At 71.1% G+C, this 19,495-nt stretch carries 23 protein-coding genes; 11 read left to right on the top strand and 12 right to left on the bottom strand.

The annotated features are described in order from the left end of the window. Positions 1 to 110 precede the first annotated feature (110 nt). Entirely contained in the window at positions 111 to 680 is a 570-nt protein-coding gene (locus tag C503_RS40975; RefSeq protein ID WP_018685271.1) for a TetR/AcrR family transcriptional regulator, read from the top strand. Positions 681 to 729: 49 nt separating this feature from the next. On the opposite strand, the gene C503_RS0126615 is transcribed toward C503_RS40975, so the two are convergent. Continuing rightward, positions 730 to 1,692, bottom strand: a complete 963-nt coding sequence (locus C503_RS0126615) for an ArsR family transcriptional regulator (protein ID WP_018685270.1) — start codon at positions 1,690 to 1,692, stop codon at positions 730 to 732. 299 nt (positions 1,693 to 1,991) lie between these two features. On the opposite strand from C503_RS0126615, the gene C503_RS0126610 reads away from it, so the two are divergent. Next, positions 1,992 to 2,267 carry a DUF4342 domain-containing protein gene (locus tag C503_RS0126610; protein WP_018685269.1) on the top strand — a complete coding sequence of 92 codons (276 nt, stop codon included), beginning with the start codon at positions 1,992 to 1,994 and terminating at the stop codon, positions 2,265 to 2,267. 40 nt (positions 2,268 to 2,307) lie between these two features. Beyond that, on the top strand, positions 2,308 to 3,255 hold the full coding sequence (locus C503_RS0126605) for a DUF1152 domain-containing protein (RefSeq protein WP_018685268.1): 948 nt from the start codon (positions 2,308 to 2,310) through the stop codon (positions 3,253 to 3,255). Between the two features lie 3 nt (positions 3,256 to 3,258). On the opposite strand, the gene C503_RS0126600 is transcribed toward C503_RS0126605, so the two are convergent. Beyond that, positions 3,259 to 3,906, bottom strand: coding sequence for a hypothetical protein (locus tag C503_RS0126600; RefSeq protein WP_018685267.1), 648 nt, complete (start codon positions 3,904 to 3,906; stop codon positions 3,259 to 3,261). Beyond that, entirely contained in the window at positions 3,903 to 4,250 is a 348-nt protein-coding gene (locus C503_RS46250) for a hypothetical protein (RefSeq protein WP_018685266.1), read from the bottom strand. The genes C503_RS0126600 and C503_RS46250 overlap by 4 nt, the downstream gene beginning before the upstream one ends. Before the next feature lie 72 nt (positions 4,251 to 4,322). On the opposite strand from C503_RS46250, the gene C503_RS43625 reads away from it, so the two are divergent. Beyond that, positions 4,323 to 6,749: a CHAT domain-containing protein gene (locus tag C503_RS43625; protein ID WP_156893508.1), complete on the top strand. Its 2,427-nt coding sequence runs from the start codon at positions 4,323 to 4,325 to the stop codon at positions 6,747 to 6,749. Between the two features lie 11 nt (positions 6,750 to 6,760). Further along, positions 6,761 to 7,318: a tetratricopeptide repeat protein gene (locus C503_RS0126580; RefSeq protein WP_018685264.1), complete on the top strand. Its 558-nt coding sequence runs from the start codon at positions 6,761 to 6,763 to the stop codon at positions 7,316 to 7,318. Between the two features lie 86 nt (positions 7,319 to 7,404). On the opposite strand, the gene C503_RS43620 is transcribed toward C503_RS0126580, so the two are convergent. The 7 genes from C503_RS43620 to C503_RS0126545 form a co-directional block, all read right to left on the bottom strand. Then, positions 7,405 to 8,025: a hypothetical protein gene (locus C503_RS43620; protein WP_018685263.1), complete on the bottom strand. Its 621-nt coding sequence runs from the start codon at positions 8,023 to 8,025 to the stop codon at positions 7,405 to 7,407. Then, positions 8,016 to 8,666 (bottom strand): hypothetical protein, encoded by a 651-nt coding sequence (locus tag C503_RS0126570; protein WP_018685262.1) that lies wholly within the window; start codon positions 8,664 to 8,666, stop codon positions 8,016 to 8,018. Before C503_RS0126570 ends, C503_RS43620 begins: the two co-directional genes overlap by 10 nt. Before the next feature lies 1 nt (position 8,667). Continuing rightward, a complete protein-coding gene (locus tag C503_RS0126565; RefSeq protein WP_018685261.1) occupies positions 8,668 to 10,137 on the bottom strand; it encodes a WXG100-like domain-containing protein in 1,470 nt (489 codons plus the stop codon). Then, positions 10,134 to 10,619, bottom strand: a complete 486-nt coding sequence (locus tag C503_RS0126560; protein WP_018685260.1) for a YbaB/EbfC family nucleoid-associated protein — start codon at positions 10,617 to 10,619, stop codon at positions 10,134 to 10,136. Before C503_RS0126560 ends, C503_RS0126565 begins: the two co-directional genes overlap by 4 nt. Positions 10,620 to 10,764: 145 nt before the next feature. Continuing rightward, the gene (locus C503_RS0126555) at positions 10,765 to 11,403 is read right to left on the bottom strand and encodes a DUF2306 domain-containing protein (RefSeq protein ID WP_018685259.1); all 639 of its coding nucleotides are present in this window, start codon (positions 11,401 to 11,403) and stop codon (positions 10,765 to 10,767) included. A gap of 116 nt (positions 11,404 to 11,519) precedes the next feature. After that, positions 11,520 to 12,167, bottom strand: a complete 648-nt coding sequence (locus C503_RS0126550; protein ID WP_018685258.1) for a response regulator — start codon at positions 12,165 to 12,167, stop codon at positions 11,520 to 11,522. Beyond that, positions 12,164 to 13,270 carry a sensor histidine kinase gene (locus C503_RS0126545; protein WP_018685257.1) on the bottom strand — a complete coding sequence of 369 codons (1,107 nt, stop codon included), beginning with the start codon at positions 13,268 to 13,270 and terminating at the stop codon, positions 12,164 to 12,166. The genes C503_RS0126550 and C503_RS0126545 overlap by 4 nt, the downstream gene beginning before the upstream one ends. A gap of 229 nt (positions 13,271 to 13,499) precedes the next feature. Here C503_RS0126545 and C503_RS0126540 point away from each other — a divergent pair, with 229 nt between their 5' ends. The 4 genes from C503_RS0126540 to C503_RS0126525 all read left to right on the top strand — a co-directional run bounded on the left by C503_RS0126540 (position 13,500) and on the right by C503_RS0126525 (position 17,094). Beyond that, positions 13,500 to 14,750, top strand: coding sequence for an MFS transporter (locus tag C503_RS0126540; RefSeq protein ID WP_169514618.1), 1,251 nt, complete (start codon positions 13,500 to 13,502; stop codon positions 14,748 to 14,750). Positions 14,751 to 14,779: 29 nt separating this feature from the next. Further along, on the top strand, positions 14,780 to 15,265 hold the full coding sequence (locus C503_RS0126535; RefSeq protein WP_018685255.1) for a GNAT family N-acetyltransferase: 486 nt from the start codon (positions 14,780 to 14,782) through the stop codon (positions 15,263 to 15,265). 69 nt (positions 15,266 to 15,334) lie between these two features. Next, entirely contained in the window at positions 15,335 to 16,252 is a 918-nt protein-coding gene (locus C503_RS0126530) for a hypothetical protein (RefSeq protein WP_018685254.1), read from the top strand. Between the two features lie 425 nt (positions 16,253 to 16,677). After that, the gene (locus C503_RS0126525; protein WP_156893506.1) at positions 16,678 to 17,094 is read left to right on the top strand and encodes a hypothetical protein; all 417 of its coding nucleotides are present in this window, start codon (positions 16,678 to 16,680) and stop codon (positions 17,092 to 17,094) included. Here C503_RS0126525 and C503_RS40960 read toward each other — a convergent pair. Then, the gene (locus C503_RS40960) at positions 17,033 to 18,193 is read right to left on the bottom strand and encodes a cytochrome P450 (RefSeq protein WP_084477335.1); all 1,161 of its coding nucleotides are present in this window, start codon (positions 18,191 to 18,193) and stop codon (positions 17,033 to 17,035) included. The genes C503_RS0126525 and C503_RS40960 overlap by 62 nt on opposite strands. A 44-nt stretch (positions 18,194 to 18,237) precedes the next feature. Here C503_RS40960 and C503_RS0126515 point away from each other — a divergent pair, with 44 nt between their 5' ends. After that, positions 18,238 to 18,696 (top strand): GNAT family N-acetyltransferase, encoded by a 459-nt coding sequence (locus C503_RS0126515; RefSeq protein WP_033401093.1) that lies wholly within the window; start codon positions 18,238 to 18,240, stop codon positions 18,694 to 18,696. 75 nt (positions 18,697 to 18,771) lie between these two features. After that, complete coding sequence (gene cutA / locus C503_RS0126510) at positions 18,772 to 19,089, top strand: divalent-cation tolerance protein CutA (protein WP_018685250.1); 318 nt, start codon at positions 18,772 to 18,774, stop codon at positions 19,087 to 19,089. On the opposite strand, the gene C503_RS40955 is transcribed toward cutA, so the two are convergent. Further along, complete coding sequence (locus tag C503_RS40955) at positions 19,086 to 19,487, bottom strand: hypothetical protein (protein WP_018685249.1); 402 nt, start codon at positions 19,485 to 19,487, stop codon at positions 19,086 to 19,088. The two genes, cutA and C503_RS40955, sit on opposite strands and share 4 nt — an antisense overlap. Between the last annotated feature and the right edge of the window lie 8 nt (positions 19,488 to 19,495).

Raw genomic sequence — 19,495 nt, 5'->3', positions numbered from 1 at the left:
GGTCGGCGACCGGGGGTAAGTCAACGACTGACTACCAACCGCCCGGTGAACACCCTCACAGTGTGTTTTGCCTGGTCTACACTCAAGTCGTCACCCGACGAACGGACGCCATGACCACCACCCCCCGCCGCCGCGACGCCACCGCCACCCGCCGGGCCCTGCTGGACGCGGCCCGCGCCCTGGTCACCGAACACGGCGTCGAGGGCACCAGCACCCGCGACATCGCCGCCGCGGCGGGCGTCAACCAGGCACTGGTCTACCGGTACTTCGGCTCGAAGGAGAAACTCCTCACCGAGGCCGTCGGCGACAGCATGAGCGAGGTCGACGACCTGTTCACCGACACCCCCCTCGCCGACCTCCCCCTGGTGCTGTTGGACCGAATGCTCGACCCGGAGAACCCCATGCGCTCCGGCCTGACCGCGGTGATGACGGCCGCCAACGACGAGACGATCCGCACGTTGATCCGAGACAGGATCGGTACCCTGTTCGGCAGCCACCTCGCCACCCGCCTGGACGGCCCGGACGCGGCGGTCCGCGCGGAACTACTCGCCGCCCTGATCATCGGCATCGGCTTTCTCCGCGAGAAGATCGGCACCCACGCCCTGGCCGCCGCCGACCGGGAAACCCTGGCACCCTTGGTAGACCACCTCGCCACTCGACTTCTCAACGGCCGCCCTTAGCCGATTCCGGCGTTCGCCTGCCCGAATGCTTGTGCATCCTCGACATCGGTCAGGAACCGCCCGCCAGGAGGTCGAAGCCGAGCGGGGTGCGTTGGTGCCAGACGGCTTTCCCCTCCCGACGCGAGGTGATCAGGCCCGCCTCCCGCAGCGTCTTCGCCTGCATGGACGCGGCGGCGACCGTCACCGACAGGTCGCGGGCCAGGTCGGTGGTGGTCAGTTCCCGATCCAGGAGCCGAAGGGCGTTCGCACGGGTGATGCCGAGCAAGGCGCCCAGGGAATCCGTCGCGGGGTCGGTCGCTTGGAGGAGCGGCAACGGCGTGAGGGCGGGATAGATGAGGACGGTCGCGCCGCTCGGTTCATGGGCGGCGAGTGGATGTCCTCGCCACAGCAGGGAAGGCCGGAGGACGAGACCACGGCCACCCAGGTCCAGATCCACGTCACGCGGAAAGTCGGCTTCCAGTGTGGTTCCGTGCCAACGCAGGGCCGGGCCGAGGCTCGCCAAAGTGGCGTGCAGTCCGTGGCGGGCGAGCATGCGGGAGCGGAAAGCGGTCTCGGCGTGGAATCCCGCGCGGATGCGCGGCCAGTCGGCGGCGAGGATGGCGTGGTAACCGGTCCACAAGGCCGCTTCCAGATCGTCCCACGCCTCGCGGTCGCGCTCCCCCAGTCGACGGACCCACGGGGTCAGCGGTCGGTCGATCGCGCACATGCGGCGCAGTTCCGAACGGACCTCGTCGACCCCGGTCTCCAGCACGCCGGCCATGCCCTCGTCGGCGGTCGGGCTCGGCGGGTCGAGGAAGTACGGGCCCGCGCCCAGCGGTGAGATGAGGGTGAACAGGGGGCCTGCCCGACGGGGCAACGTGCGCGCGACGCGGGCACGCCACGGGGCGAACAGCGGGTCGGGGTCGCGGCGTTGCAGCATCTGGACGGCCATCGTCAGCTCGGCCAGGGGTGCCGGGTGTCGGGCGATCGTGACGCGCAGCAGGTCGTCGGGGGTGCAGCGCAGTCGGAGCACCGGATTCTCCCCTCCCCGGTTCCCTTCAATCGTAGCTGAAAGCATCGCGGCGACCGGGCCGGAACCGACAACATGGGCGTCAAGGGGGGAAACCGGCCCGTACTGAGGGGTGGGACCGGGTCTCGGCGCACAACCGGGATCCGGTCCCCGGGCCGTGGTCCGAATATTCCGATGTCGCCGCGTTGACCTGGAAACACCCACGTCATCCGGACCGCGGTCGCGCGGGCGTGGATGACAAACCCCGCCGCGGCAGGCACATTTGGTGTCGAGGTGTCAACCGGAACCGAAGGGGGACGACCATGGCCGAGGACCGCGGCAAGGAGCTGGTCGCGCAGGTCAAGCGCATCGTGCACGAGGGCAACGTGCGCCGCATCATGATCAAGAACGACCAGGGGAGGACGTTGTTGCAGATCCCGGTCACCGTCGGGGTGGTCGCGGTGCTCGCGGCGCCGATCGTGACCGCGCTCGGCGCGATCGCCGGGCTGACCCAGAACTGGAAGATCGAGGTCGAGCGGGCCGACGATCCCGCGGCCGAGCCGGTGGAGGTCGTGCCCGCGGAGGCGGAACGGGTCTGAAACCGGAATAGGCGATACCGGCCGGGACTATGATCGCGGGGTGTTCTCGCTCGTGGAGCCCCCGTTGTTCACCCGGCTGCGGTCTTCGTCGTCGGTGTTGGTCGCGGGAGCGGGCGGCGGGTTCGACGTGTACGCGGGGCTGCCGTTGATGTTCGCGCTGCGGCGGCTGGGCAAGCGGGTGCACCTGGCGAACCTGTCGTTCAGCGACCTCACCGCTCTCGACGACCGGGTGGCACCGGACGTCGCGGTGGTGCGGCCGGACAGTCCGGGCCGCGACGACTACTTCCCCGAGCGAACCCTGGCCCGCTGGCTCGACAGTCAGGGTCTGCCCTCCACCGTGCACGCCTTCCCCCGCGTCGGGGCCCGCCCGCTGACCGCCGCCTACCGGGCGCTCGTCGCGGCGCTGGGCGTGGACACCGTCGTCCTCGTCGACGGCGGCACCGACATCCTGCTGCGCGGCGACGAGACCGGCCTGGGCACGCCCGAGGAGGACATGGCCAGCCTCGCCGCGGTGAACGCACTCGACGGTACGCGGCTGGTGGTGTGCCTGGGTTTCGGCATCGACTTCCACCACGGCGTATGCCATTCGCACGTGCTGGAGAACCTTGCGGCACTCGACCGCGCGGGGGGCTACCTGGGCGCGCTGTCGATCCCGTCGTCCTCCCCCGAGGCGCGCGCCTACCTGGACGCCGTCGCGCACGCCCAAACCGCCACACCGTCCCGGCCGAGCATCGTCAACGGCCAGATCGCCGCCGCGCTGCGCGGGGAGTTCGGCGATGTCTCCTTCACCGACCGCACCGCGGGCAGCGAGCTGTTCGTGAACCCGTTGATGGCACTGTATTTCGCGGCCGACCTGCCCGCGCTCGCCGCCCAGGTGACCTATTTGGACGAACTGGCGCACACCGAGACGCGAGCGGACGTCGTGCGCGCCATCGAGTCCCACCGCGCCGAACTCATTCCCCGCGCCCCGCGCGCCTTCCCGCACTGAGTCTCAACAGGACGCCACCACGGTCACGTTGGTGATCGCGGCGAACGGGATCGTCTCCGGCGCCGACCGTCCCGCCACGGCGACCCGCATGGTCTGCCCGTCCGCCGAGGCGAGCGTGCCGCACGTGCTGTCCCCTCCCTGTTCCACCCGTACGTACGCGGGCGGCGTGCTCGGCGCGGGCGGCGACCACCACGTCAGGCCGACGCCCGTCAGCAGGCACAGCAGCCCGACGGCCACCGACCGGCGGGCCACGTCCAGCCTGCGCGCCGCCCGGCGCGCGGTCGCCACCCGGAACGCCTGGACCGAGCCGTGCTCGTGGCGGATGTCGTCCAGGGTCAGCGACAGCGACCGGCCGCCCGCGTGCGCGGCCAGGGCCTGCCAGAGGCCGAACACGCTCAACAGCAGGCCTGCCGCCACGCAGGCGGTGATCGCGACGCGCCAGCCGGTGGGCACCGCGCTGGTCACGTCTCGACCCTTGATCACGAACCCGGTGGTCACCAGGGTGATGAACGCGGCCAGCCCGGTCCGCCACTTCTCCGCGCTCGCCTGCACCCGGGGCAGCGAGTCCCGGACCAGCTGCTGGAACTCGTCGCGTTCGGCGAGGTCGGCCGGGGTGGGCGGGTGCTCCGGCAGCTGCGGCCGGTAGGTCACGCCCGCTCCTCGTCCAGCGTGAGCTGCACCCGGAACGCCACGCCGCAGCCGGTCACGTGGTCGGGCGCGCCGTCGTGCGGCTGCCCGCACCCGCAGCTGATGTCCAGCACCATGACCCGCGGCCCGACCGCCGCGCCCGCCGCGCGCACCTCGGTGACCGCGCTGCCCACCTGCCGATCCACCAGATGATGGCCGCAGCGTGGGCACGGTCCGGCCAGCACCGCGGACACCACGCCGTCGGACACCACCGTCCGCACCGCGATCTCCCGTGCCCGCACCAGCTCGAAGGCCCGTTCGGTCCATTCGAAGGCGGTCGTGACCCGGTGCGGGACGTCTGCGGCCATTCGATTGGTCCTCTCCGCGTACTCGGGTCGAAACAGGACCACTGTAGGGGGATTCGATGTCACCATGTGCCGGTGCGCGGATGGTGGAGACGGAGACCGACCACACCGGAACCGCCGCCCGCGCTCTGGTGGGACGGCGATTCCGCGACGATCGACGCCGCCGTCGAGGCGGCGCGGGCCGTGTTCCTCGCCGTTCCGCGCGGGCATCCGACGTGGTCACAGGCCGCGGAGCTGTTGTCGCAACGGTTGCTCCGCCGCGCGCGCTCGCGGGCGACGTGGTCGGACGCGGACGAGGCCATCGCCGTGTTGCGGGAGCTGTCGGCGGTGTATCCGGAGTCGGTCGACGTGCTGGACGCGCTCGGGCACGCGTTCGGCACCCGGTACGAATGGCTGCGGCGGTTGCCCGATCTGGACGAGGCGCTGCGGCATGGCAGGCACGCGGTCAACCGGACACCGGTGGGTGACCCGGAGTGGCCCGTTCGCATGATGAACCTGGCGGCGTCGCTGCGACTCCGGTATGTGCACACCGGGGCCGCGGGCGATCTGGGCTCGGCGCTGTCGGCGGCGGTGGCCGCGGTGGAGGCCAGCCCGCCGGACAGCGCACACCTGCCGATCCTGCGGTCGAACCTGAGCACCCTGTACATGTCCGAGTACGAGTCGACCGAGGACCCCGACGACCTGGCGAAGGCCATCGAGCACGCGCGGGCCGCGATCGCGATCGAGGACGAGCACAACCACGCCATCCACCTGTCGAACCTGAGCGTCGGGCTGGCCATGCGCTTCACGGCGACCGGCGAGCAGCACGACCTGGTGGAGGCGACGGAGCTGGCGCGGCGCGCGGTCGCCGCGACGCCGATGGGCGACCCGACGCGCGGCAGGCACCTGGCCCAGCTGGGCAACATGCTGCTCACGCACTGGAACCTGTCCGGCGATCCGGCGGTGCTGGCCGCGGTGATCGCCACCCGCCGCGAGGTGCTGGAGTCGACGAGCGTCGCGCCGTCGCTGCGGATCACCGCGGCGGTGACGATGGCGAGCCTGCTGGTCGAGGCCGGGGACACGGAGGGGGCGCTGGCGGCCTGGCGCTCGGCGGTGGACCTGCTGCCCGCGCTGGCCTGGCACGGCCTGGACCTGGAGTCGCGGGCGCAGGCGCTGGGCGACGTGCGCGGCCTGGCCAGGGAGGCCTGCGGGGCGGCGGTCGCCCTGGGCAGGCCGGAGGACGCGCTGGAGCTGCTGGAACGCGGGCAGGCGGTGCTGTGGGGGCAGGCGCTGCGGCTGCGCGCGGACCTGACCGGCCTGACCGCGGCGGCCCCGGAGTTGGCGGCCCGGCTGCACGCGGCGCGTGCGGGCCTGGACGACGGCACCACGGACGGGGAGGAGCGCCTGCGGCTGGGACGGCTGTGGGACGAGGCGGTGGCCGAGGTCCGGACGCTGCCGGGGTTCGCCGACTTCCTGGCGCCGCTGCCGTTCGCCCGGCTGCGCGAGGCTGCCGCGCACGGGCCGGTCGTGGTGGTGAACCATTCCGGCGCGGGCGACCACGCGTTGATCGTGACCGACCGCGTCGAGGTCGTGCCGCTGGAGCTGGACGGGCTGCTGGAGCGGACGAACGTCTACCTGGAGGCGATGTCCCTGGCGGCCCAGGCGGGCGGGCCGGACGGGTTCCTGGTGCGTGAACGGTTCCGGGATGTGCTGACGGACATGCTGGCGTGGCTGTGGGAGCGGGTCGCCGCGCCGGTGTTCGAGGCGCTGGGGCCCACCGGGCCGCGGTTGTGGTGGTGTCCGACGGGGATCCTGACGTTCCTGCCGCTGCACGCCGCCGGGGTGCCCGGCGACCACGTGCCGGACCGGGTGATCTCCTCCTACACCACGAGCCTGGGCGACCTGCTGCGGGCGCGCGCGGCCCGGCCGCCGCACGAGCCGCGGGTGCTGGCCGTGGGCGCGGGGGCGCTGCCGGGTCAGGTGCCGTTGCCGGAGGTGCGGCGGGAACTGGCGGGCCTGGCGGCGCTGCTGCCCGACCGCCTGACCACGCTGACCGGCGCGGAGGCCCGACGGGCGGCGGTGAGCGCGGCGTTGCGCGAACACTCCTGGCTGCACCTGGCGGGCCACACGCAGCCAACGCCGGAGGAACCGACCCGGACCGGGGTGGTGCTCGCGGACGGCCCGCTGACCGTGCTCGACCTGGCCGACCTCCGGCTGGAGCAGGCGGAGCTGGCCTATCTGTCGGCGTGCATCACGATGCTGGGCAGCGGGTCTCTCACCGACGAGGCCCTGCACCTGCCCGCGGTCCTGCGGCTGGTCGGCTACCGGCACGTGATCGCGGCACTGTGGCACGTCCAGGACCAGCACGCCGCCGGTGTCGCGGCGGCGGTGTATCAGGAGCTGGTACGCGCGGGCCGCCCGTGCGCGGAACACGCGGCGACGGCGTTGCACCAGGCGTTGGCCGGGCTGCGGGAGACCGGGCATCCGGTGGACTGGGCCCCGTTCGTCCACATGGGACCGTAGAAGGGAATCGCATGCGCAGACGGGATCGCAAGGCGCTGGACCGCGCGATCGACCAGGCCAGGCAGACCGGCCCGGCCGAGACGGCGGTCGCGTTGCGGACCGCGGGCGAGGCGTATCTGGCGGACGGGGAACCGGACGTGGCGTTCACCTACTTCAGCCAGGCCATGGGCCTGTGCGACCAACTGGGCGACGTGGGCGGCAGACTGCGGCTGCTGACCGCCTTCGCCCTGGTCCACCGGGCCAACCTGCGATTCACGGCGGCGGCGGAGACATACCGGCAGGCACTGGAGCTGTCGACCGCGCTCGGGCTGGACGCGGTCACCGAGAACCTGGAACAGAAGCTCGCGGCGATGTCGGCGGCGGAGAAGGCGGGCGTGGACATCCCGGACGGGCTCATCCAGGCGGCGGCGTCCGCGGGGCCGGGGCGGATGTGGGTGTACGAGATCGACGAGAACCTGGCGGGCGACGACCCCGACCACATCCCGTCCCGCGCCATCCGCCGGGGCTGGGAAGTCGACGACGGGGAGCTGACCGGCCTGATCGTGCCCAACGTGGACTATCGCGGGTAGCTGTTGCCAAGCCGGGGACGCACCGTCACCGCGGCGCCGGGGACGTCGCGGGACGTGTTACCGCGACCGCGGGCTTGCGGGCAGCCTCATGCCGGGTGGGTCGGCCAGGTGTCCTGGAAAGACCTGCGTCCCAGGAGGATCGAGCCGTCGGCGAAGGTGAGGCGGGCGAGCCGGGCGAAGGGGAAGGAGCGGCCTGCCATGGCGGTGTGGTGGCTGGTCAGCCTGCCGGAGTCGGTCTCCCACAGGATCACCCACCGGCAGTCGTCGGGGATCTGCTCCGGCAGGGTGAACAGTCGGCCGAGCAGGCCCTTCTTCTCCTTGGGCGGCGCGGTGGCGGCGGTGAGCACGGGTTCCGGCAGGATCACCGCGATCCGCCGGTCGGTGACGACCAGCTTGGCCTCGCCCCGACCCGCGGCCAGGTAGTCGGCCAGGCGCGCGGCGCAGTGGTCCGGCGCGGCCGCCTCCGCCCACCAGCCGATCGACTCGTCCTCCAGCCACTCCAGGCCGGGCACCGGGCCGGTCCTGGTGAACTCGGCGGGCAGCAGGGCGTCCTCGCTGATCGCGATCACCGGCACCTCGGGCGCGGCCGGGTGCGGCACCTGGACCCGCCCGGCGATCCGGGAGCCCGCGCCGCGCTTCCGAGAGGGGATCTCGATGCCGAGCACCTCGTCCTGCCGGGTCTCCCAGGGCGCGTGCGTCACATCCACGGGTCGGTCCTTCCCATGCTCAGCGCCAACAACCGTCGATACTGGTCCGGCTCGCTGTCGTAACCCGGGCCGGTTCGGAAGAACTTCAGGTCGAACCCGGAGTCATCGGCGAGCCGCATCCGCAGACACGGCTCGTTCTCGCGAGTGGCTATCTCGAACCCGACGATGTCCGCGCGCGGGATGTCGACCAGCGGCGTGGTCGGGAACACCGTCACCGTTTTCGGGCCGTTGTCGGTAAAGGACGACACGAGTCCCCTCAGCAGGCCCATCTTCTTCTGCTCGGGCGTCATACTCGACCGCCGCACCACATGCACCCGACGAGGCGTGAGCGCCCACACGGTCCAATCGGAGGAATCACCGGCAATGATCTCCCGGGCGTGGCGCATGGCGGCGCACTTCCCATTGCGGCCGAACACCATCACATCCGCACGCTCCGAATGGTGCTCGTCGGGGACGTCCGACGTGGCGTCGACGACGGCCGCCGCCGCGCGGAACAGCAGGCTGTGCTTGGGTTTGCCGTACTCGTCGATCCCCCGCATATCGAACCTGAGCGTCGGACACTCGCCTGCCCAGAGGATCGGCTCGTCGCCGAGCGTGATTCGCGCGTGCACCAACGGGCCCGCGTTCTCCCAGACGTGCACGTCACTCCCCCACCGTGAAGCCACGGTGCTCGGCGGCCCGCCGGTCCTGTTCGGTGGTCGGGTCCTCGGCGTCCTCGTACATGTGGTTCGCGCCCCATTCCACGGCCGCGCCGGGCAGGTTCTCCAACGTGCCGGTGGCGATGACCGTGCCCGCCGACGTCGACCCGCCGAAACCGAGATAGCCCAGGGCATGCTTGGACACCCGTTGGGCCAGGCCGAGTTCGCCCGCGCCGTCGGCCACCTTCCCGAAGACCTTGAAGCCCGACGTGCTGGCCAGGGTCTTCTTTTCGAAGCTGTGCGCGGTGGCCAACAACGGGTTGCCGCCGGTCAACTTCCGGCCGACGACCGGCAGGTTCCCGATCTTCTGCGAGCGTTCGAGGAGCGACCTCATCGAGCCGTGGCGCAGCTTCACCAGCGCCTTCTCCAGCTGGGTGATCAACGGCTTGAGCTTGTGCAGCAGCTCGGCGACCTTGCCGCCCAACCGGGTTCCGGTGAGCGCGGTCTGCGTCGCGGTCAGGCCGGTGGCCGCGCCCGCCGAGGCACCCGCGGTGATCCAGGCGGCGGCGAGGGCGGCGAGCCACTCGACGATGAGGCCCAGCACGAACTCCTGCAGGATGTCGACCACGATCTGCACGAAGGTGTCGAAGATGTCGGCCGCGGTCTCCAGCAGGTCCTTGAGTTCCAGCACGTCGCCCGCGAGGGCCTTGGCGCCGTCGGCGAACTCGGCCATCTCGGCGCGGAAGGCATCCCCCGCCTCGCCTGCCCAGGCGGTCGCGGTGGCGGCGGCGCGCTCGGCCTCCCGCGCCCCGGCCCGCTCCAGCCATTCGGCGACCTTCTCCCAGCCCGAGGCGGTGCTGCGCATCTGCTCGGGGTCGCCGACCGCGGGTTCCAGGATCAGCTCGACCAGCGGGCTGACGGCCATGGCGATGAGCCAGCCGAGTCCGTTGTCCACCAGGGCCTTGCCCGGACTGGTGATCAGCTCCAGCTGGGCCATGCGGGTGTGGTAGAGCGCGAACCCCTGTTCCATCGGCGTGCCCGGGTCCTTGACCTGTGCCGCGTCCTCCAGGCCCGCGTCCGCGAACGAGCTGCCGTAGGCGGAGTTCTGCGCGAAGTCGCCACGCCGGGTGTCGTCGCCCGCGTGGTCGAGCTGGTCGAGGGTTCCCGCGCCGCCGTCGACCTTGGCCAGGCCGGAGGCGTTGGTGGACTCGGTGGCACCGTAGCTCTCGGCGGTCCGGCGCACGGCGTCGGAGATATCGGTCAGGTAGTCGGCGGCCTGCCGGGCGGTGGCCTGGCACTCCCGAAGCGTCTCGTAGTACTTGTCACGGAAGTAGACGAACAACGGACCGAAGCAGTCGTCGCTCACCCGTGCCTGTTCCAGCAGGCTCGCCAGCCCCGCGAAATGCCCGGCCTGGCCGGTGGAGCCGACGGCGTGGTCGAACAGGATGCCACCGTCGACACCGAGACCCGTCACCGGGCACCGCCGTAGATCGAGCCGCCGAAGTCGTCGTCGGGTTCCGGGTCGGGCCTGGGCGCGCGGAAGTCGGCGCGCGGGCCCGCCACCGGCACGGCCAGCGCTGAGGCGGGCGGCGGCGTGGTGGGTCCGAACGCGGCTTGCCCGGCGTGTGCCCGGAAGGCTTCCTGGAACCGGTCGTACTGGTCCTCACCCACAACCGGGCGCACGACCTCCGCCATCGCCGCGGCGGCCTGTTCGGTGGCGCGGCGGATGGTGGACAGGATCTCGTGGCCCAGTTGGGTGTGCGACATGCCCATCGCCGCCGGTGTCAGGGTGAGCCCCAGCACCGCCCCCGACGGCGCGACGCTCACCGTCACCGAACCGTCGGTGTTGCGGGCACTGCCGGACAGTCCCCCGATGCTCTCCCTGAGCCCGGCCAGCCGAGCCGCCTGCTCCTCGAACCGCTGCACCGCCCCGTGCAACGCGTCCCCCTGCGGCATTTCCTCCCCCTTCGCTGTGCGCGGCGCCGATCATAGGGGTTCCCGGTCGGCGGTTTGGTCGGGTTCGGGGTATCCGTACCACCGGACGAGCGGCTCGGCCCCGGGCGGCACCACCTGTCTCCACGACAACAGTCACGCGAGTCCCTCAGCTCGTGGCAGCGGCGCGAACGGGGAAGCGGAGGCGGATGGCGAGTTCGGCGATGGCGAGGTTGATGAGCCACCCCGCCGCCAGCAGAAGTGCGCGGGTGGGTTCGTCGGGCAGGCCGAACGGGATGACCCAGGCCAGGGTGGTGAACACCTGGGTGCCCGCGCCCATTCCGATGGCGTACCCACGGATCAGCCACGCACGATGCTCGGCGATCCGGCGGCGGCGGATCGTGGTGAAGCCGAGGATGAGGGACCCAGCCATGAGGGTGCCGAAGATCAGGCGGAACACCGCGAGCAGGCGGCCGTCGCTCGGTGGCAGGGCGTAGAACAGGGTCATCCACAGGCCGGACAGGGCCACGATCAGTCCACAAGGGAGGACCACGCGGCCTGCCAGGCGGTGCCAGGATGTGCGGCGGGTCGACGGGAGGAACTGGAACGCGCCCAGGACGCTGAAGACCGTGGCGCAGACGATATGGAGGATGGCGGGCAGCGGCGAGTCGAGGAAGCGGGCGTTCTCGGCGGTGACCGGTGCGCCGCCGAGGAGCTGGGTCAGGCGGAACGCGCCCGCGATGTCCGGGACGGCGCTGAGCAGGATCAGCGCGATCGGCAGGCGGTAGCGGGAGATCCTTGTCGTCATGCGGGAATCCTGCTGCGCGCGCCCGTTCCGGCACATCGGACATCGGGCCGCGACGTCACTGTCCGAAGGTGCCGACACCGGGTCGTACTTTCGGCCAGGCCGGGGTGAGGAGACGGCTACAGCCGTCGGGTCTGGTGTGCCCACATGGCGATCTCGACCCGGTTGCGGGCGCCGAGCTTGGTCATGAGGCTGGTGATGTGCGACTTCACCGTGCTGAGCGTGATGTGGAACTCGCCCGCGATCTCGTTGTTGGTGCGGCCGCGCGCGACCGCGGTCAGGATCTGTTCCTCACGGTCGGTGAGCGGGTCCAGCGGCTGGTGCCGGGGCGCGGGTTCGCCCGCCGCGAAGGTGGACAGCAGGCGGGCGGTGATGTTGGGGGCGATGAGCGCGTCCCCGCGCGCGGCGGCGTGGACGGCCTGGGCGAGCATGTCGGCGCCCGCGTTCTTGAGCAGGAAGCCGCGGGCCCCGGCGCGCAGTGCGGCGTAGACGTACTCGTCGAGGTCGAACGTGGTGATGACGACGACCGCGAGCGGGTCGGCCACGTCCGGACCGGCGAGCCGCCGGGTGGCCTCGATGCCGTCGAGCACGGGCATCCGGATGTCGAACAGGCACACGTCCGGCCGCGTCCGCCGGGCCAGCTCGACCGCCGCCGCCCCGTCCGCGGCCGCGCCGACGACCTCGATGTCCGGTTGGGCGTTCAGGATCATGACCAGGCCGGTGCGCACGATCTCCTGGTCGTCGGCCACGAGCACGCGGACGGTCATCGGCCGGTCCCGGGCAGCACGGCGGTCACGGTCCAGCCGCGGTCGGGGTCGGGTCCGGCCGCGCAGGTGCCGCCGAGCAGGGCGGCGCGTTCGATCATGCCGGTGAGCCCGAAGCCGGGCGGGCGCGGCTCGACCGGTTCGCCGTCGTCGCTGACCCGCAGCCGCAGGGTGACCCGGCCGACCACGACCCGCACCCGTACCCGGGTCACGTTGCGGGCGTGCCTGCGGGCGTTGGTGACGGCCTCCTGGACCAGCCGGTACGCGGCGGCGGCGACCGGCGCGGGCAGCCCGGTGTCGTCGCCGACCAGCTCCACCTCGACCGCCGGGTCCCCGTCGGAGGCCAGTTCCTCCAGGTCGGCCAGCCGCGGCCCGGGACTCAGCTCGGCGTGCCCGGTGCGCAGCACGCGGACCATGCCGCGCATCTCGTCCAACGCCCGCGCCGCCTCGGCGTCGATCACCCGCAACGCGTCGACCGCGGCGGCCGGGTCGGTGGCGGCCACCGCGATGCCCGCCTGGGCGCGGATCGCCATGGCCGAGACATGGTGCGCGACGGTGTCATGCAGGTCGCGGGCCAACCGCTCCCGTTCCAGGAGTTTCACCTGGTCCAGCTCACGAGCACGCGCCCGGGACAGGTAGCGGACGGCCGCGCCCAACGCCATGGCCGCGCACAGCACCCCGACGCCCGCGATCGCGTTCGGCGGGGTCTGGTACCCCAGCGCGGCCTCGACCCCGACCTTGCCGACCATGATCACCGCACCGACCACGGCCTCGCGCCCCGACCCCCATCGGAACAGGGCGTAGGGCAGCAGCAGCACGTAGACCATCACGTGCAGGTCCGGGAAGTCCCGCCCCATGATCAGCGACACCAGCAACGAGCCACCGAACGTGAGCGCCACGACGGCCAACGGCGCGCTCCGCCGCCACATCAGCGCGGGTGCCAGGCCGACCGCGATGGCGATCGAGAGCACGGGGTACGGCCTGTCGAGCGCCTCGGGGACCGCGACCAGCCCGATCACCATGGTCAACACCGTGTCCCGCCACACGTGGTACGGGGGCGACGCGGGCCGCGGTTCACGCCACAGCGAACGGAGGAGGTCGGACACGGCGCCAGTGTACGAACCGGTCGTCCGGACCCGGATCAGCCGAAAGTACGACGCCCGGTCAGGCGAAGACCCTGGTCAGGAACTCACCCCAGGCCCTCTCCTCGGCCGCATCGTCGGCTGCGTCGGCTGCGTCGGCTGCCGGATGCGGATATTCGCTGATCGCGAAACCGGCGAATCGAGGCGTGTGCTGCCGATACGGTGAGCAGGAGGTCGCGTCGAGAGGATCCCGGTGCCTCAAGCCATAGAGGAGCGATCCCGAGTCCTGCGAGATCCCGCTTTCCTGCGTCTCTGGACCGCGAACGGCTTTCGTGACGCGGCCGCGCAGGTCGCCGGTTTCTCCCTATCGGTCACCGCCGTCCTGGTGCTGCACGCGCAGCCGTTCCAGATGAGTCTGGTGTTCGTGTGCAGCCGGTTGGGCTACCTGCTCATCGGCCTCCCCGCAGGCGTCTGGGTCGACCGTCTCCCGAAGAAGCGGGTGCTGGTCGGCGCCGATATCGCGTACGCGGTCGCGTTCGGCAGTATCCCGGTGGCCTTCGCGCTGGGCGTGTTGACGATCTGGCAGCTGGTCCTCGTCGCGCTGGCGCTGAGCGTGGCGGGCGTGTTCTTCGATGTCGCCCACACCAGCATCCTGCCCGAGATACTGCCGAAACGAGCCATCTCGGACGCCAATGCCAGATTGCAGACGACCGACAACACCATTCAGGCCATATCGCCTGGTATCGCCGGAGTGGTGACGCAGGCCGTCGCGGCACCGTTGCTGTACACGTTCGCCGCGCTCGGCCACCTGTGTTCGGCCCTGATCGTCAACCGTATTCCGACAACCGCGCACCCCGCGACCGAACGGGACTTCCGCCGTGAAATCGGCGACGGACTACGTTTCCTGTTCGGCCACCCGCTACTCCGGTTGCTGCTGTCCCAGGCGGCACTCATCAACCTGGGCGCGGGTATCTTCCTCTCCGTTCTCCCCGTCTTCCTCCTCCACGACCTCGCCCTGCCGTCCTGGCTGTTCGGCCTGCTGTCGTCCGTCGGCGCCGTCGCGGGCGTGGCCGCGTCCCTGGTGTGCCCGCCGCTGCGCCGCAGGTTCGGTGAGATCCGGATGACCCTGCTGTTCTCCGCGTTGACACCGTTCGCCGTGGTGGCCGCGCCCCTCGCGGGGACGTTCCCGGCGGTCGCCGTGCCGCTCGTGGCCGCGGCCCAGGTCCTGGTCGTCTTCGTGGTCATCGGTCGCTCGGTCGCCGCCGCGGGCCTTCGCGCGCGGGTCACGCCGAGGGAGTTCATGGGTCGGGTGTCCGCCGCCAACAGTGTCGTGATGCAGGGCGCGACCCCGCTCGGCGGTCTGGTCGGCGGACTTGTCGCGGACACGTGGTCGATTCCGACGGCCCTCTGGCTGGGGGTCGTCGCGTCCCTGGTGTCGTTGGTGCTGATAGTGATCTCCCCATGGCGGTCCCGGCGATCACTGCCGCCGGAATGGGAAGTCTGACTGTCGTACCCCCGCGCCAGCGTGCGCCCGTGATCGAGATCCGACCCGCGCGCCCCGGCGACGCCGACGCCCTGGGCGAGGTGCACGCCGAGTCGTGGGCCGCCGCCTATGCCCCGTTCTACGCGGCCGAGTTCGCCGACGCGGGTGTCCGGGACCGCCGGACCCGGTGGCACGCGCGGATCGGCGGCGCGGGTGTGCTGCTGCTCGGCCTGCTCGACGACCGACCGTCGGCTCTCTCCTACACACTGCCCACGGAGTCCGGCGCCGAGATCCACAGCTTCTACACCCACCCGGACGGCTGGGGCTCCGGCGTCTCCCCCGCGCTCATGACCGCGACACTGGACCACTTGCGCGCCAACGGATTCACCCGTGTACACCTGTGGACGCTGCGCGACACCCCGCGAGCCCGTCGCTTCTACGCCAAGGCCGGTTTCGTCGAGACCGGGGCGACCCGCGCACACGACTTCGGCGACGGGACGCCCCTGCCGCAGGTGGAGTTCGCCCGCGAATGCTGATCACCCGCGTGCGGGCCTGCGGCACGACCACTAGAGTGCTCAGCCTCTCGACCAGCGAGGAGACGCCCGGTGATCACGGTGGCAGGACTGGTGGCCGATCTCAAGAGGCTGCGCCACGGGACCGGCCTGCACGCGGACGAACTGCCCGGCCGGATCTCGGACTCGCTGCGCGAGGTGTTCGACCTGCCGCAGGACGAGTGCCGGGTCCGGGCCGCGCTGCGGAAGGCGATCACGGACATCGCCGGGACGATGCAGGACGACCGACGGCTGGCGGTCCAGTACGCCTTCGGGTTGCTCGACGACTCCGGGTCGTCGTTGCTCACGGAGCGCAAGGTCCGGCTCGCGAAGCGGATCGAGCGGGACCCGCGCACCGCGACGCGGCGGATGGACGGGGCGATCAGGGTGCTCGCCGAGAACGCGCTGGCCCGCCACACGCACACACCCGAACCCGACGACTCGACGGCGCCGTGGCGGACGACCGCGCTGGAGACCTCGGTGGTGTTGGACAGCGGGGTACCGGAGATCTACGAACGACGCCGGATCACCACCCGGGGCGACCGGCTCGACGAGGTGGAACTGCAGTTCACCGCCGGGCGGGGGCCGCGGGTCGAGGTGGTGCACGGCGGCACCCTTGGCCTCCCCAGACGCCACTCGCGGACCCGGACCGGATACGTGCTGTCCCTGCCGCGGCCGCTCGACGCGCACGCGGAACACGAGTTCATGCTGCGGCTCCGGTTCGACGATCCGGGCGCGTTCGAGCCGTACTACGTGTGCACGCCACAGTTCCCGTGCAGGTCGTTCGACCTGCACCTGCGGTTCGGTCCGGTGCCCGCCGAGGTCTGGCGGATCGAGGGCGTGCCGGTCAACGAGGTGCTCGACCATTCCGCGCCCCGGGACCGGGTCGCGGTGGACTCGGCGGGCGAGGTGCACATGTCGTTCCAGGACCTGCGCGGCAACCTGTCGTGCGGGGCGGTCTGGTCGGTCTGACGGCGCACCCGGGCAGATAGGTATCCGGCCCGGTCGCGGTGACGATCTGGCGGATACTCGCTGGGGGAAGGGGCACCGACACAGCAGGCAACAACACAGCAGGCAACAACACAGCTGGTAGCAACAGCGCAGGCAACGACACCGAAGACCACGCCGCCACCGGCGAAAACGGCGATCACACCGGCCACGAGACCGGCGAACCTGGCGCAGACCACGCCACCGGCAGGAACGGCGCCGCGGGCGCGGGCCGGTGAGTCCTGGCCGGGTGGGGGCCGAGATCACCTTCGCTTCGTCCACCCCGGTAGTCTTGCCGCGTTTTTCTTCCGGGAGCGGCAAATCCACCTAGGATGACCCGGTTCCGGTTGTCTGAACATGGGGGCACGGTGATATACCGGCGCACGGGGTGGGCTGTCACGATCGCCTGGTTGGCCGCTGTCGTCACGGCGGCGGCGGTATTGGTGCTGCCGTGGTGGCCGGACGGTCTCTCGGATTCCACCCTCCTGGGATTCCGGGCCGCGCTGCTGCGCGACCACGACATGTCCGGCAGCTACGCGGGCACGAACAACGCGATCCCGTTGGCGTACTACAGATTCGGCTACCTCATCCAGGTCATCGCCGCCATCGTCGCCCCCGCGGTGCTCAACAACCGCGGGGAATGGCACTGGCTGACCCTGGGCGTGGCGTTCACGACGGTGTGGCAGTTCATCGCGGTAGTGCCGTTCGGCCTGCTGCACGTCACCATCGTGCCCTTCCTGCCGATGCTCGCGGGCCTCACCGCGATCATCTGCTGGGCGACCGCGCGGGCCCAGCACCGCGCTCGGCCCACTGTGGACCAGCACTGAACGCCACCGGCAGCTCGGCGACACCGTGCACGAACACGCTGTCCCGGCGTCGGAGCAGGTCGGGCGGGGTGGTGAGGCGGAGATCGTCGAGGCCGAGCACGGCCGTGACGGCGGTACGGGCGATGACGCGGCCGAGATGCGAGCCGGGGCAGTGATGCGGCCCGCGCCCGAACCCGAGGTGCGGGATGTGCCCACGATGCAGGTCGATCCGGTCCGGCCCGGGAAACCTGGTCTCATCGCGGTTGGCGACACCGATGCAGAGGATCACCTGCTCTCCCTTGGGAATCAGCACACCGCCGATCTCGATGTCGGTGGCGGTATACCGGGTCAGCCCCTCGACCGGGCCGCGGTATCGAATCAGCTCCTCGACCGCGTGGGGTACCAGGGCCGGGTTCGCCCTCAGCTCCGCCAACTGCTCCGGAAAGCACAGCAACGCAAGCAGACCATTCGCGATGACGGCCGCGGGCGCCTCGCTGCCCGCGAACAGCACGGCGGTGGCCAACTCGGTGATCTCGTTGTCCGAGAGTTCCTCGGTTCGAACCAGCTCACTGAGTAGATCGGCTTCCGGACGCGCGCGTCGACGCGGGATGAGTTCGGCCAGATAGTCGGCGGTCTCGGCAAGCACCCGGTTCATCGCCGCGAGCGCGTCCGCGTCGACAATGGGCGCGAGCGACGCGTCCAGCCAGGCCTGCACGCGGACGTGGTCGCCTTCCGGCACCCCGACGACCTCGCACATCGTGATGGTGGCGAGCGGCGCGGCGAACTCGGCGACAAGATCGGCCTGTCCCCTGCTCGCGAAGCGTGCCACCAGGTCGTCGGCTCGCTTCGCGATCTCCACGTCCCTGCGGCGGGACAGCGTGGGGATGATCGGAGCGCGCAACCGGGCATGCTCCGACGCGTCCGCCGTGAGAAGGCTCGCCCGCAGGTCCGGCCGGTCGACCGCCTCCGGCCCGAGCACCTCGGCGAGCACGGCCGCCCCGTGGCGCGGATCGCACCGCAACCCGCCGTGCCCGGCGAGGTCCAGGATTTCGTCATATCGGGTGACAAGCCAGGCAGGCACTCCCCCGGTGAGCACGGTCCGCCTCGGCGGTCGCGCCATCGTGCACCTCCCGACTGTCGTACCCGCGGCCCAGTATGGCCGCCATGCTGAAGATCAGCCTCCTGACCGAGCCCGACCACACCCGCTGGGAGCAACTCACCCGTGCCTTCCACACCCACTTCGGCAACGACCACGACGACGCCGCGTACGCCCGCACCTGGCAACGCATCCTCGACGGAGCCCCGACCCGGGGCATCGCGGCGTGGCTGAACGGCGAAATGGTCGGAATCGCCCACTACGTCTTCCACGCGAGCGTCTGGCACACGAGGGGGCGGTGCTATCTGGCGGACCTGTTCGTGGACCCGACGGTCCGCCGCCAGGGCATCGCCACCGCGATCCTCGAATGGGTGGCCTCGGACGCGGACGAACACGGCTTCCCCGGCCTGTACTGGAACACGCTGGAAGACGCCCCGGCCTGCGCGCTATACGACAAGCTCGCCAAACACAACCAGGGACTCATCGTCTACACCTACCGCCGCGACCGTGCCCGGTCCGACTCCTGACACCCGCCTACTGCCGAACCAGGACGGCACGAGCGGCGGCCCACCGCTGTTCGGACTCGGCTTGGGATCGAGAACATGGCTGCGGACTACTACCAGGTCGTCACGACGACCGACTCCCCGGACGAGGCGGACACGCTGGCGTCCGGGATCGTGGACAACCACCTCGGCGCCTGCGTGCACGTGATCCCGATGACCAGCGTGTACCGCTGGGAGGGCAAGGTCACCAGAGAGCCCGAACTGCGCCTGGTGGTCAAGACCGCGGCCGACCGGCTGGACCGGCTCATCGAGTACATCAAGAACAACCACAGCTACGACATCCCCCAGGTCGTCGTCACCGAGATCGGCGGGACCGACGAATACCTGAACTGGGTACGCGACGAGACCCGCCCCTAGGAAGTCCGGCCACCGGACGCGAGCGTGTCGGTCAGCCACTCTCGAAGCCGGAGCGGTCGACCGCCGCGGTCGTCAGGCAGCACTTCCACCAGATCCCACAACCTGTCGACCGCCAGGCTCGCCTCGGTGCGCACCGCGAGGGGGGCGGATTCGGCGACGAGATCGGCCGCCCGGTCCAGATCACCCTGGTTGACCGACGTCGCGGCCAAGTCGACGAGCACAAGCGCGCGGACCTTGTTCTCGGTGGGCGACAACGAGTCCAGCAGCGACTTGGCGGCAGTCTCGGTCTCCCGATAGCCGAGCCTGCCGTAGGTCGAGACGGTCAGGCTGCCCAGGCGACTGGCGGTGAAGAACGCGGTCCAGGTTCGTTCCGCACTCGGTTTCGCATAGTCGAACACCGTCAGAG

The organism is Actinokineospora enzanensis DSM 44649, assembly GCF_000374445.1.
In the GTDB taxonomy this organism is placed as follows: Bacteria; Actinomycetota; Actinomycetes; order Mycobacteriales; family Pseudonocardiaceae; genus Actinokineospora; species Actinokineospora enzanensis.
Note: the sequence above shows the minus strand (reverse complement) of the source record. Positions and strands in the feature narration are given on the sequence as shown.

What these genes read in the sequence shown, in the direction of transcription:
- C503_RS0126555 (WP_018685259.1), bottom strand. Translation starts at nt 11,403, where the DNA reads ATGACGACAAGGATCTCCCGCTACCGCCTGCCGATCGCGCTGATCCTG.
- C503_RS46250 (WP_018685266.1), bottom strand. Translation starts at nt 4,250, where the DNA reads ATGGCCGCAGACGTCCCGCACCGGGTCACGACCGCCTTCGAATGGACC.
- C503_RS0126580 (WP_018685264.1), top strand. Translation starts at nt 6,761, where the DNA reads ATGCGCAGACGGGATCGCAAGGCGCTGGACCGCGCGATCGACCAGGCC.
- C503_RS0126560 (WP_018685260.1), bottom strand. Translation starts at nt 10,619, where the DNA reads ATGCCGCAGGGGGACGCGTTGCACGGGGCGGTGCAGCGGTTCGAGGAG.
- C503_RS40975 (WP_018685271.1), top strand. Translation starts at nt 111, where the DNA reads ATGACCACCACCCCCCGCCGCCGCGACGCCACCGCCACCCGCCGGGCC.
- C503_RS0126550 (WP_018685258.1), bottom strand. Translation starts at nt 12,167, where the DNA reads ATGACCGTCCGCGTGCTCGTGGCCGACGACCAGGAGATCGTGCGCACC.
- C503_RS40960 (WP_084477335.1), bottom strand. Translation starts at nt 18,193, where the DNA reads ATGGCGCGACCGCCGAGGCGGACCGTGCTCACCGGGGGAGTGCCTGCC.
- cutA (WP_018685250.1), top strand. Translation starts at nt 18,772, where the DNA reads ATGGCTGCGGACTACTACCAGGTCGTCACGACGACCGACTCCCCGGAC.
- C503_RS0126515 (WP_033401093.1), top strand. Translation starts at nt 18,238, where the DNA reads ATGCTGAAGATCAGCCTCCTGACCGAGCCCGACCACACCCGCTGGGAG.
- C503_RS0126610 (WP_018685269.1), top strand. Translation starts at nt 1,992, where the DNA reads ATGGCCGAGGACCGCGGCAAGGAGCTGGTCGCGCAGGTCAAGCGCATC.